Genomic DNA, 13,004 nt, shown 5'->3' on the forward strand with positions numbered 1-13,004 from the left:
GGCCCGCCTGTCTTGCCCGCCTGTGGTGTCTTCAGCTAAGTTGGCGGGATGCTTATCTTCCAGTACGGCTCCAACCTGTCCTCCCAGCGCCTGAATAGTGAGGCGCGCCTGCGAGGCAACGCCCGGGTGGTCGGCGTGGCCCGCACCCGCTCGCCCTACCGTTTCTGCTTCCCCGTCTGGGGCGGCATCAATGGCTGCGCCGCCGCCGGCATACTGCCCGGTGGCCCCGGGCCGGCCTGGGGCGTGATCTACGAGGTGCCCGAGGAACGGGTCTATCGGCATGCCGACGCCCCCTTCCCCACCCTGGATACCATTGAAGACGAGGGCAAGGACTACGACCGCGGCCCCATTGACGTGTGCTTCAGGGACGGCCGGCGACCGGATGAGACCGTGCATACCTATCATCCCCGCCAACCGCGGAGCGGACTGCAAACCGAGTGGCACTATGTGCAGCATATCCTGAGTGGTGCGGCCGAACATGATCTGCCCGGCTCATATCAGCAGTACCTGCGGGACTGCGTGATGGACAACAACCCCTCACTCGCCAACACACTGGAGCAGCAGCAACCATGATCTGGCTACCTGTAAGCAGCCTGTATGCCGGCCTCGGGGCCCTGTTGATGATTGCCCTGGCCGCTCGCATTCCACCCCTGAGACGACGTCACCATGTAGGCATCAATTCCGGCGGCCGTGAAGACCTGGCCCTGGCCATGCGCGCCCACGGCAACGCGGTGGAAAACCTGCCCCTGGGCCTGCTCATGCTGGGCCTGCTGGAAATTCAGGGGATATCGCCGGCCTGGCTGTACGCCATCGGCGGCCTGCTGCTGCTCGGACGCCTGCTGCATGCCTGGGGACTGAGCCTCAGTGCCGGCAAGACCTTTGGTCGCTTCTGGGGCATGGTGCTGACATGGCTGTCACTATTGATCATGGCCGGGATGCTGATATGGCTGGCACTGCCCTTGAGCCAGAGCAGCCTTTAAGGCTGCATCTGCTGCAACAGACCGAGCCTGAACGGGAACGCTTCGGGCGCAACCCCCTGTTCGTGCGCGCCTTTGCCGACCTGGTGGAGGCGCAGGCCTATCGACGCCTGGTGATGGGCTTTCATGGCTACTACCGTCTGCTGGAGACATTGATCCGCCGCAATCCCGACTGGCTGCGCACCGGCCTGGATCATGCCTGCCTGAACAAGAGCGACTGGCTTGCCGAGGATCTGGCGGTTCTCGACATGGACGCTGGCCCTCTCGCACCCCTTGCTCACCTGCCCCGCATCCGCTCCCTTTCGGAAGCCGCCGGGGCCTGTTTCCTGAGCGAGTACATTGCCTGGAACAGTGAAGTGGCGGAAAAACATCTGCGCCTGGCCCTGCCCCGTTCCTGCCAGCCGGCGCTTCGCTTTGTCACGGCCTACGGCAAGAGCCGGGAAAGCCAATGGCAACGCCATTGTGCCTGGCTGGACAGCCGGGCCCTGTCCCGATCACAGCGCGACGCCTGCGTGCGGGCCGCTCGCGACGGCTTCCTCGGTCTGGATGCCTGGCTGGAAACCTGCTTGGACGAGAACTAAGACGAGAACTAAGACAACCATCGAGAATACGCTTCGCTGAATAGCAGAAGGGGTATTCGAGTTTGGTTGCCTGGGCGATCTTGTTGACCCTCCCCTTTTCCAGAGCGGTGATTCGTCTGATTGGTGCACACCAACCCGACGCCCCCTAACCGCTCGATGCCCCAGCTTTTCCGCGAAGAATCCGAAAAAATTCTTGACACGGCATCCCCATTGTCTTGATGATGAAAAGCATGATCATTGCCAACGACACAGTTCCATTGCTCAAGGCCCCGGCGCTTCCCGCGTCCGCGATGATGGCTTGTATGTGTATGCCCGCCGTTCCGGCTGCGGGGTCATGCACGACTGTGTTCTAGACGATCAGCAAGACAGTTGTTCATCCAACCCGCAGCGGCGATGCCGGTGCGGGTTTTTTTGTCTTTGAATTCCCCCTGAACTGGTCTCTCCGCTGCGGTGAATGAAAACCGGCCGGGTTCATCCCGTCCATCACCCGCAAGGAGAAGACCATGAGCAAAGACAGTCGACGATTCGAAACCCTGCAGATCCATGCCGGCCAGGAACCGGCGCCCGGCACCAATGCCCGGGCCGTGCCCATCTACCAGACCACCTCCTACACCTTCGATAACAGCCAGCACGGGGCCCGCCTGTTTGCCCTGGAAGAGTTCGGCAATATCTACAGCCGCATCATGAACCCCACTACCGATGTGTTCGAACAACGGGTGGCGGCCCTGGAAGGTGGCGTGGCCGCCCTGGCCACCAGCTCCGGGCAATCGGCACAGCTCATCACCATCACCACCCTGGCCGAAGCCGGTGACAACATCGTGGCCAGCACCTCGCTCTATGGCGGCACCTACAACCAGTTCAAGGTCGCCCTGCCCCGCCTGGGCATCGACGTGCGTCTGGTGGAAGGCGACGACCTGGCCGCCTTCGAGGCACAGATCGATGAGCGCACCCGCGGCCTGTATGTGGAGACCCTGGGCAACCCCGGCTTTCACATTCCCGACTTCGAGGCACTCTCCGCCCTGGCCAAACGGCATGGCCTGCCACTGATTGTCGACAACACCTTCGGTGCCGCCGGCTATCTGGCCCGCCCCATCGAACACGGGGCCGACATCGTGGTGCAATCGGCCACCAAATGGATTGGCGGGCACGGCACCTCCATCGGCGGTGTGATCGTGGATGCCGGGCGCTTCGACTGGGGCAATGGCCGCTTCCCCCTGTTCACGCGACCGGCGCCCGGTTATCACGGCCTCAACTTCCAGCAAGCCTTCGGCCCGGACAGCCCCACCGGCAACATCGCCTTCATCATCCGCGCCCGGGTGGAAGGCCTGCGGGATCTGGGCCCCTCCCTCAGCCCCTTCAACAGCTTCCTCTTCCTGCAAGGCCTAGAGACTCTCTCGCTGCGGGTACAGCGCCATGTGGACAATGCCCAGGCACTGGCTGAGTGGCTGCAGGCCCAGCCAGCCGTGGAATGGGTCAACTATCCGGGCCTGCCGGATCACCCCTGGCATGAGCGGGCCAAACGCTACCTGCGCCACGGCTTCGGGCCGGTGCTGAACTTCGGCATCCGCGGCGGTGAACAGGCAGGGCAACGCTTCATCGACAGCGTGGAACTGGCCAGCCATTTGGCCAATGTGGGCGATGCCAAGACTCTGGTCATTCACCCGGCCTCCACCACCCACCAGCAATTGAGTGAGGCCGAACGTCGAGCCGCCGGTGTCTCGTCGGAGATGGTGCGAGTCTCGGTGGGCATTGAGCACATTGACGACATCATCGAGGACTTCCGCCAGGCCTTTGCCAGGGCCGGCCTGGAGGCAGCGGCGTGAGCGCACCACTGGAAACCCGTGAGCTGAGACCACCGCCCCTGGAGGGCGGTGGTCGTCCGGCAACCATCACCCTGGGCTTTCGCCAATGGGGCCGGCGCAATGCCGCGGGGGATAACACGGTGCTGGTCTGTCCGGCACTCACCGGCGACAGCAACCTCGGCCAGTGGTGGCCGGGGCTGCTGGGGCCGGACCGGGCACTGGATCCTCAGCGGGATCACATCATCAGCATCGATGTACCGGGGGGCAGTCATGCCAGCAGCGGGCCAGGACACCTGGACACAGATGGGCAGCCCTGGGGCGAGCGCTTTCCCGTGCTGACGGTTCGCGATGTGGTCAGCCTGCAGCGAAGCCTGCTGCATGAACTGGGCATTGATCGCCTGCGACTGGTGGTCGGTGGTTCCCTGGGCGGCATGCAGGCCCTGGAATGGGCAGTCGATCAGGCCGATCAGGTGGATGCCGCCGTCGTCATTGCCGCCGCCGCGCGACAGAGCGCCTGGGCCAGGGCCTGGAATCACATTCAGCGCCTCGCCCTGGCCAGCAGTGACAATCTGGCACTGGCCCGCCAGATCGCCATGCTCAGTTACCGCCACTGGGACAACCTCAATGAACGCTTTGCCCCCCAGGACACGGATCGCACCGTGGCCTCCTGGCTTGACCATCACGGCGAACGGCTGAAGCAGCGCTTCAACCCAATCAGCTATCGACATCTGACGGAGCTGATGGACAGCCACGATGTGGGTCGCGATCGCGGCGGAGTGGCGCAGGCCCTGGGGCAATGCCCGGTGCCGGCCCTGATCCTTGGCATTGAATCCGACCTGCTCTACCCGCCCTGTGACCAGCAAGCGCTGGCCGAGCACCTGCCCAATGCCACCCTTCGCTGGCTGGACGCACCACAGGGCCACGATGCCTTTCTCATCGAACAGCGCCGGGTCAATGCCCTGCTGCTGAGTTTTCGCCGGCACCTGCGCAACGGCCAAGCACAATCCCTGGAGTTGAGAGCATGATCAGTCCATCCACATTCACTGACCACCCTTCGACGCTGCCTGCCAGTACCCGCCGACCGGTCCGCCGGGACTGGTCAGTCAACCTGGCCCTGATCGGCCACAGCGGGCAGGTCGGCAGTGCGCTGCTACATCGTCTGCAACAGCTCACCGGCCTGGAGGTTGAACTGAAAACCGTCATCAATCGGCGACAGACCGGGCACCGGGAAGACGGCGAACTGCAACTGGTCCCGCGCGCCAGTGACGATCTCGACCAGCTGATGCAGTCATTGCGGCGGGCCGGTCGCCCGGCCCTGATCATCGACTGCACGGCCGATGCCGGAATCACCGAGCTCTATCCACGCTGGCTGCGTCACGGCATTGGCGTGGTCACACCCAACAAGCACGGTCTGTCGGGTGACCGTCTGCTGTATGAGCGTATTCAGGCGACAGCACGACTGGGGCGAGCGCCTCTGCGCTACAGTGCGACCGTGGGAGCGGGCCTGCCCATTTTGCGCACCCTGGCCCGCCTGCGTCTGGCCGGCGATCCGCCACGGGCCATGGAGGCTGCCCTGTCGGGAACCCTGGCCCATGTGCTGGCGCAGGTCAGTCAGGGAGAACGTTTTTCGGCGGCGGTGGAGGATGCCCGCCGAAAAGGTTTCACCGAGCCCAACCCCCTGGAGGACCTCAGTGGCCGGGATGTGGCGAGAAAGCTCACCATCATGCTGCGTGAAGCAGGCTTCCCGGATGTGGTGATTCAACGTGAGGGGCTGGTGCCCGATGAATGGCTGACAGCACCAGACGGCGCTCAGCGCCTCGAGCAATTGGACGCCCTGTGGATGGACCGACAGACGGCGGCCCGCCGGGCCGGGGAACGCTGGGTCTATGCCGCCCGTTTCGATGGCAGGCGAGCGAGGGTCGGGCCGGTGACCGTGCCAGCCGACCATCCCCTCGCCGGTTTGAGTGGATCGGGCAATCTGGTCCGGCTTCAGCTGGCCACCAATCCCAACACGCCTCTGGATGTATTCGGACCGGGTGCCGGCGTGGCCGTGACCGCCAGCGCGGTCATGGCCGATGTGGCCGAGGCGGTGGCCACCTTCAATGAGCGGAACTGAGTTCGGATGGCGCCGGACACTCAGGCGGTGATGATCTTCATGGCATTGGTGCCACCGGCCACGCCTTCGAAGTCACCCTTGGTGAAGATCAGCAGCTCGCCCTTCTCCACCGCGTCCATGCCGATCAAGAGATCCGCCGCATCCTCGAGTATCCGACGCGGCTCATGGTGGAGGATGTCATAGGGCACGGGGTAGACACCACGGTAGAGGGTCACCCGACGACGGGTGCTTTCATGCCGGGTCAAGGCATAAATGGGAATGCCGGAGCGGATGCGCGACATCCACAGGGGGGTGGAACCGGACTCCGTCAGGGCCACGATGGCGCGCACATCCAGATGGTTGGCGGTGTACATGGTGGCCATGGCGATGGCTTCGTCGATACGCTGGAAGCGACTGTCCAGGCGATGCCGGGAACGCTGGGTGCGGGGCTGTTTCTCCGCACCCACGCACACCCGGTTCATGGCCTCCACCACCCGGATCGGGTACTTTCCGGTGGCCGTCTCGGCCGACAACATCACGGCATCCGCACCGTCCATGACGGCATTGGCCACATCCAGCACCTCGGCCCGGGTCGGGCGTGGCTGGGTAATCATGGACTCCATCATCTGGGTGGCAACGATCACCACCCGATTCAACTCACGGGCACGATGAATGATCATCTTCTGCACGGCGGGCAGTTCGGCATCCCCGATCTCGACCGCCAGATCACCACGCGCCACCATGACACCATCACTGGCCAGAATGATTTCATCGATGGCCTCGATGGCTTCCGCCCGTTCAATCTTGGCGATCATGCCGGCCTGTCCGCCGGCGGCACGCAACAGCTGCTTCGCCTGTTCAACATCGTCGGCCGAACGCGGGAAGGAGATGGCCAGATAATCCACATCCAGTTCGGCGGCCGTACGAATATCCTCGCGATCCTTGTCGGTCAGCGCCGGTGCCGACAGGCCACCCCCCTGACGATTGATGCCCTTGTTATCGGACAAGCGCCCGCCCATCTCAACGCGGGTATGAATGCGCGCCCCCTCAACGCGTTCAACGCCAAGCGCAATCAGGCCGTCATCCAGCAGCAGCACATCGCCGGGCTGCACGTCCCGGGGCAGATCCTTGTAGGTCAGCCCCACCCGGGTCTGATCACCCCCCCTGGGATCAAGCTCGGCATCCAGCACGAATGCCTGGCCGTCCTCCAGCTCCACGGGGCCATCACGAAATCCATCGATACGAATCTTCGGTCCCTGCAGATCAGCCAGCAGGGCCACATCCCGATTCTCGGCCTTCGCTGCTTCACGGGCGAGTGCGGCCAGGCGACCATGATCCGCGGCCTTGCCGTGGGAGAAATTGATGCGCATGACGTCCACACCGGCAGCCACCAGCTCTCGCAGTTTTTCAAGCGACGCAACGGCAGGCCCGAGGGTTGCAACAATCTTCGTTCTTCTTGGCATGGGAAAGGACACAGATCAGTGAGTGATGCGAACAGACTAACAGTCAGGAATGGAAAGGAGAATACGGCGATAGTCAAACGTCTGGCATGGGAAAAGCTCTTCGCGTAAAAGTTGGGAGGGACGAGCGGTTTGGGGGCGTCGGGTTGGTGGGGGCGTTCCCACCAACCCGACGAATCACCGCTCTGGAAAGGGTCTTGGTGGCCCTGACCAGAACCGTGGGAAACAGGGATGTTTCCCACGGTTCTGGTCAGGGCCACCAAGACCCGCCACGGCACCCAAACCCCAATCAACTCCCCGCTTTTCCGCAAAGAATAAAAAAACACCGCCCGAGGGCGGTGTTTTAACAAACCGGTTCAAGCAGGGCAGTTACAGGCTTCAACCATGACTGCTGGCGGCCGCCTTTTCACTTGCACGGCTTTCCAGAACCGCCACGGCCGGCAGGGTCTTCCCCTCAAGAAACTCCAGGAAGGCACCACCGCCGGTGGAAATGTAAGACACGCGATCGGCAATGCCGTACTTGTCCACGGCGGCCAGGGTGTCACCACCGCCGGCAATGGAGAAGGCCGATGAGTCAGCAATGGCTTCAGCCAGAATGCGCGTTCCTTCGCCGAATTGATCAAACTCGAACACACCCACGGGACCATTCCAGACGATGGTGCCGGCTTCCTTCAGGCTTTCCGCAAAGCGCTCGGCGGTATCCGGACCGATGTCCAGCACCATCTCATCGGCGGCAATTTCGTCCACCTTTTTCACATCCGCCTCGGCGCTGGCATCAAATTCCGTGGCCACCACCACATCCGTGGGAACCGGGATCTCGCCGCCCCGCTCCCTGGCCTGTTCCATCAGGCGCTTCGCCTCCGGAATCAGATCCGGCTCATGCAATGACTTGCCCACATCATGACCGGCGGCGGCAATGAAGGTATTGGCGATACCGCCACCCACGATCAATCGATCCACAACCTTGCTCAGGCTTTCAAGCACGGTCAGCTTGGTGGAGACCTTGGAACCGGCCACGATGGCCACCAGCGGCCGTTTGGGGTTTTCCAGGGCATGACCCAGGGCGTCCAGCTCGCGGGAGAGCAGCGGACCGGCACAGGCCACCGGCGCAAAACGGGCCACCCCATGGGTGGAGGCCTGAGCACGGTGGGCCGTACCGAAGGCATCCATGACAAAGATGTCGCACAGGGCTGCCATCTTGCGAGCCAGGGCGTCATCATCAGCCTTCTCGCCCTTGAGGAAGCGCACGTTTTCGCACAGCACCACCTCGCCCTCGGCAATCTCCACCCCGTCAATCCAGTCCTTTTCCAGACGAACCTTGCGGCCCAGCAGCTCGGTCAGCCGATCAGCTACCGGCGCCAGAGACTGAGTCTCGTCATACTCCCCTTCGGTGGGACGCCCCAGATGGGACATCAACATCACGCGGGCACCGCCTTCCAGGGCCGCCTTGATGGTGGGCAGGGAGGCCCGAATACGGGCATCACTGCTCACCTTGCCGTCCTTGACCGGCACGTTCAGATCTTCACGAATCAGTACGCGCTTGCCGTGAAGATCCAGGTCCGTCATCTTGAGGATGGTCATCACCAGCCTCCATGGTTTGCTGAAAACGAAAGCGGGCGCCGGTCAAACCGGCGCCCGGACTCAGTGCATGCAGCGGGCGCCTTCAGGCCTTCATCAAGGCCAGGGCGGTATCCAGCATGCGGTTGGAGAAGCCCCACTCATTGTCGTACCAGGCGCAGACCTTGACCAGGTTGCCGTTGATGACCTTGGTCAGACCGGCATCCACGGTGGAGGAAGCCGGGTCGTGGTTGAAGTCCACGGACACCAGTGGTTCCTCACTGAAAGCCAGCACGCCCTTGAGCGGCCCTTCGGCGGCTTCCTTCAGGATGCCGTTGATCTCTTCCACGCTGGTTTCGCGGGAAGCGGTGAAGCTCAGATCCACCATGGAGACGTTGATGGTGGGCACGCGCACGGCGAAGCCATCCAGCTTGCCGTTCAATTCCGGCATCACCAGGCCCACCGCGGCGGCGGCACCGGTTTTGGTGGGAATCATGGACATGGTGGCGGAACGGGCACGACGCAGATCCGAATGATAGACATCCGTCAGCACCTGGTCGTTGGTGTAGGCGTGGATGGTGTTCATCAGACCGGCCTCGATGCCCACCTTGTCGTTCAGCGGCTTGACCAGCGGGGCCAGGCAGTTGGTGGTGCAGGAGGCGTTGGAGATCACGGTGTCATCGGCCGTCAGGCTGTCGTGGTTGACGCCGTAGACGATGGTGGGCAGATCCTTGCCGGCCGGCGCGGAAATGATGACCTTCTTGGCGCCCGCCTGGATATGAGCGGAAGCCTTGTCCTTGCTGGCAAACAGGCCGGTGCACTCCATCACCAGATCCACACCCAGCTCGCCCCAGGGGAGCTTGGCCGGATCACGCTCGGCGCAGACCTTGATCTTGTCACCGTTGACGACAAGGTAATCGCCTTCCACCTTCACTTCACCGGGGAAACGGCCGTGGGCGGTGTCGAAGCGGGTCAGATGGGCGTTGGTCTTGGCATCACCCAGATCATTGATGGCCACGATCTGGATCTCACCCGTGCGGCCGGACTCGTACAGGGCCCGCAGCACATTGCGGCCGATGCGGCCATAACCGTTGATTGCTACCTTGATCGCCATGTCACTTACTCCCTTGGAGGTTCCTGAATGATCAATTACCGAGATTCTTGAGCACGCCGCGGGCGGTCTCAATGACGTTGGTCACGGTAAATCCGAAATGCTTGAAGACATCGTCGGCGGGGGCCGACTCGCCGAAGGTATCCAGACCGACCACTTCGCCGGCATCACCCACCCAGCGCCGCCAGCAAGCCGTGACCCCGGCTTCCACGGCTACCCGGGCCGGCACATCGGCGGGCAGCACGGAACGGCGGTACTCCGGCTCCTGGCGCTGGAAGACACAGCTCGATGGCATGGACACCACGCGCACCTTGAGCCCCTCCTCCCGCAGTCGATCGGCGGCTTCCGTACACAGTGCCACTTCCGATCCGGTGCCGATGAGAATCAGATCCGGTTTGCCCTCGCTGTCAGACAGCACGTAGGCGCCGCGCCGGATACGAGCGATGGTCTCGGCATCTCGGGGCTGGAAAGGCAGCCCCTGCCGGGACAGGGCGAGGCAAGTCGGGGCACTGCGGCGCTCCACCGCATCCTGCCAGGCAACGGCTGTTTCCAGAGTGTCACAGGGCCGCCAGACGGTCATATTTGGAATCAGCCGCAGGGACGCCAGATGCTCCACCGATTGGTGAGTGGGACCATCTTCACCCAGGCCAATGGAATCGTGGGTGTAGACGAAGATCGAACCCACCTTCATCAGCGCCGCCATGCGCACGGCATTGCGGGCGTAATCGGAGAAGGTCAGGAAGGTGCCGGCATAGGGCACGAAACCGCCGTGCAACGCCAGGCCGGACACCATGGCCGACATGGCGAACTCGCGCACGCCGTAATAAATGTAATTGCCATCCGGGTCAGCGGCGGTGACGGTCTTCGCGCCCTTGAACTGGGTGTTATTGGAGCCACTGAGGTCAGCCGAGCCGCCAATCAGTTCCGGCATGGCATGCCCAAGCGCATCCAGCACATTGCCTGAGGCCTTGCGGGTAGCCAGTTTCTCGCCGGCTTCATTGACCTGGGTGAGAAGCTCACCCATCACGGCTTCCCAGTCACCCGGCAGCTCGGCGCTCATGCGGCGCTGGTATTCGGCGGCCAGTTCCGGATGTTCCCGACGATAGTTCTCGAACAGGCGACGCCAGGCATCTTCCACTTCCTGCCCGGCACTGCGGGCATCCCAGCCATGGCGGATCTCGTCCGGCACCTCGAAGGGCGCATGGGGCCAGTCCAGTTCCTTGCGGGCCGCCGCCACTTCCTCGTCGCCCAGAGCCGCGCCGTGGACACCGGCAGTTCCCTTCTTGTTGGGTGAACCGAAGCCAATCACCGTCTTGCAGCAAATGATGCTCGGCTTGCCGGTTTCGGCGCGGGCCTGCTCGATGGCGGCCTTCACGGCCTCGGCGTCATGGCCATCCACGTCACGCACCACATGCCAGCCATAGGCTTCGAAGCGCCGGGGCGTATCGTCGGTGAACCAGCCGTCCACTTCGCCATCAATGGAAATGCCATTGTCGTCGTAGAAGGCGATCAGCTTGCCCAGGCCCAGCGTACCGGCCAGGGAGCAGGCTTCATGGGAAATGCCTTCCATCAGGCAGCCATCACCCATGAAGACATAGGTGAAGTGGTCAACAATGTCGTATCCGGGCTGGTTGAAGCGGGCGGACAGGATCTTCTCGCCCAGCGCCATGCCCACGGCATTCGCCAGACCCTGACCGAGTGGGCCGGTCGTGGTCTCAACACCCGGCGCATAACCGTATTCCGGATGCCCCGGGGTCATGGAATGCAGCTGCCGAAAATTGCGAATCTCGTCCATGGACAGGTCGTAACCCGTCAGATGGAGTACCGAATAGACCAGCATGGAACCGTGGCCATTGGACATGACGAAACGGTCGCGGTCATCCCACTTGGGATTGAGCGGGTTATGGCGGAAAAAATCGTTCCACAGGACTTCGGCAATGTCGGCCATGCCCATGGGCGCGCCCGGGTGACCGGAGTTGGCCTTCTGGACGGCATCCATGCTGAGGGCGCGAATGGCGTTGGCAAGTTCTCTGCGTGAGGGCATGCATGCTCCCGGATTGCGGATGACCGCCGCCAGCCCTAACGACATCAGGCCGGGACCGGAAAAATCGGCCACGGCCAGCCGGACGGGTGTCGGCGGAGACTCATGGAGGCGTCAGGAAAAATCAAAGGCGCAATTTTCGCCGATTGGCGAGCAAACGGCAAGTTGCCTGGCGATCACCCCCTCAACGGGCGGGCAGAATCTCCCGATAAAGCGCCAGGGTGCGCTCCACCGTCTGCTCGGGGGTAAAGCACTGGCGAATCCGCTGCTCGGCCGCCTCCCCCATGCGCTGACGCCCGGCGGGGTCGGCCAGCAGGCCATCCAGGGCGGCGACCAACGGGGCCACCTGGCCCGAGGCCACGATACGCCCGCTGACGCCGTCCTCGATCAGCTCCGGGCTGCCGCCGGAGTCGGTCACCACGGGGGGAACGTTCTGGCACATGGCCTCGATCACCGCCCGCGGCAGGCCTTCCCGCCGCAATGAGGGCAGGACGAAGATGTCGAAGGCGCCGGCCAGGCGGGCCGCGTCCGGCCGCCAGCCCAGCAGGTGGATGCGATCCCGCGCCGGGCTGCGGGCGATGCGCCCAGGCACCTGGCGGTCACCCACCTTGCCGATCAGCACCAGGTGGGCCTCCCGATTCGCCAGCTGCTCGAAGGCCTCCACCAGCAGGGGAATGCCCTTGCGCTTGCGCATCTGGGCCACGCAGCCGATCACCGGTGCGCCGGCCGGCACCCCCACCTCGCTCAGGTCCTCCGGCGTGTCATCCCGCCGCCACCAGTCCACGATGTGGCCCTTGTGAATGGTAACCACCTTTTCTTCCGGCAGGCCCCAGCCGAGGAAGCGATTGCTCAGCAGATCCTGGCGGATGGCCTCGCAGACGCAGATGATGCGATCCACCCGGGGATGAAAGAAGGTGCGCCGCGAAGAAGGATCCAGCCAGTGCAGGTTGCCGACAATGCCGCGGTAGGCCACCAGGCGCGGGGGCAGACCGTCGATGGCCCGAATGGCATTGGACAGGCAGATCTTCATGAAGGCATGCACGATGTCCGGCCGAATGGTCTCGACCAGTTCCCGCAGACGGGCAATGGCCGGGCGATCAATGCGGCGTTCGAAATCGATGTGATGCACCGGGATTCCGGCGGCGGCCAGATCGTCCTGGAAATTGGCCCGCCCCGCGCAGACCACATGCACATCCACCCCCTGAGCCTTCTGGCCCAGCAACTGGTGGCGTTCACCCGCATCAATCTGGCGAAAGACATGCAATACCGTCAGCGACATGATGAATCCCGGCTATGGTGTTCAATGGCGGCCTGACCGAAATGGACAGGCAGAATCGGGCCGCAGAGTATACCCTGAGGGAAACGGCAGGCGCAGGATCG

The 13,004-nt window shown here is 63.4% G+C and carries 11 protein-coding genes; 6 read left to right on the forward strand and 5 right to left on the reverse strand.

Features of this window, described 5'->3' with window-relative positions:
* Positions 1-48: 48 nt before the first annotated feature.
* The 6 genes from RBH19_RS06675 to RBH19_RS06700 all read left to right on the forward strand — a co-directional run bounded on the left by RBH19_RS06675 (position 49) and on the right by RBH19_RS06700 (position 5,476).
* Entirely contained in the window at positions 49-573 is a 525-nt protein-coding gene (locus RBH19_RS06675; RefSeq protein ID WP_306728048.1) for a gamma-glutamylcyclotransferase family protein, read from the forward strand.
* Entirely contained in the window at positions 570-980 is a 411-nt protein-coding gene (locus tag RBH19_RS06680) for an MAPEG family protein (RefSeq protein WP_306728049.1), read from the forward strand. The genes RBH19_RS06675 and RBH19_RS06680 overlap by 4 nt, the downstream gene beginning before the upstream one ends.
* Positions 944-1,558 carry a biliverdin-producing heme oxygenase gene (locus RBH19_RS06685; protein WP_306728050.1) on the forward strand — a complete coding sequence of 205 codons (615 nt, stop codon included), beginning with the start codon at positions 944-946 and terminating at the stop codon, positions 1,556-1,558. The genes RBH19_RS06680 and RBH19_RS06685 overlap by 37 nt, the downstream gene beginning before the upstream one ends.
* Before the next feature lie 503 nt (positions 1,559-2,061).
* Entirely contained in the window at positions 2,062-3,381 is a 1,320-nt protein-coding gene (locus RBH19_RS06690) for an O-acetylhomoserine aminocarboxypropyltransferase/cysteine synthase family protein (RefSeq protein WP_306728051.1), read from the forward strand.
* Positions 3,378-4,385 (forward strand): homoserine O-acetyltransferase family protein, encoded by a 1,008-nt coding sequence (locus RBH19_RS06695; RefSeq protein WP_306728052.1) that lies wholly within the window; start codon positions 3,378-3,380, stop codon positions 4,383-4,385. Before RBH19_RS06690 ends, RBH19_RS06695 begins: the two co-directional genes overlap by 4 nt.
* Positions 4,382-5,476 (forward strand): homoserine dehydrogenase family protein, encoded by a 1,095-nt coding sequence (locus tag RBH19_RS06700; RefSeq protein WP_306728053.1) that lies wholly within the window; start codon positions 4,382-4,384, stop codon positions 5,474-5,476. The genes RBH19_RS06695 and RBH19_RS06700 overlap by 4 nt, the downstream gene beginning before the upstream one ends.
* Positions 5,477-5,496: 20 nt before the next feature.
* Here RBH19_RS06700 and pyk read toward each other — a convergent pair whose 3' ends face one another.
* The 5 genes from pyk to RBH19_RS06725 form a co-directional block, all read right to left on the reverse strand.
* Complete coding sequence (pyk, locus tag RBH19_RS06705) at positions 5,497-6,918, reverse strand: pyruvate kinase (RefSeq protein WP_306728054.1); 1,422 nt, start codon at positions 6,916-6,918, stop codon at positions 5,497-5,499.
* Between the two features lie 375 nt (positions 6,919-7,293).
* Positions 7,294-8,496, reverse strand: coding sequence for a phosphoglycerate kinase (locus tag RBH19_RS06710; protein ID WP_306728055.1), 1,203 nt, complete (start codon positions 8,494-8,496; stop codon positions 7,294-7,296).
* Positions 8,497-8,578: 82 nt separating this feature from the next.
* A complete protein-coding gene (gap, locus tag RBH19_RS06715) occupies positions 8,579-9,586 on the reverse strand; it encodes a type I glyceraldehyde-3-phosphate dehydrogenase (protein WP_306728056.1) in 1,008 nt (335 codons plus the stop codon).
* Between the two features lie 31 nt (positions 9,587-9,617).
* Positions 9,618-11,627, reverse strand: coding sequence for a transketolase (gene tkt, locus RBH19_RS06720; protein ID WP_306728057.1), 2,010 nt, complete (start codon positions 11,625-11,627; stop codon positions 9,618-9,620).
* 181 nt (positions 11,628-11,808) lie between these two features.
* The gene (locus RBH19_RS06725) at positions 11,809-12,903 is read right to left on the reverse strand and encodes a glycosyltransferase (protein ID WP_306728058.1); all 1,095 of its coding nucleotides are present in this window, start codon (positions 12,901-12,903) and stop codon (positions 11,809-11,811) included.
* Positions 12,904-13,004 lie beyond the last annotated feature (101 nt).

Source organism: Natronospira bacteriovora (assembly GCF_030848495.1).
GTDB classification, from domain to species: Bacteria; Pseudomonadota; Gammaproteobacteria; order Natronospirales; family Natronospiraceae; genus Natronospira; species Natronospira bacteriovora.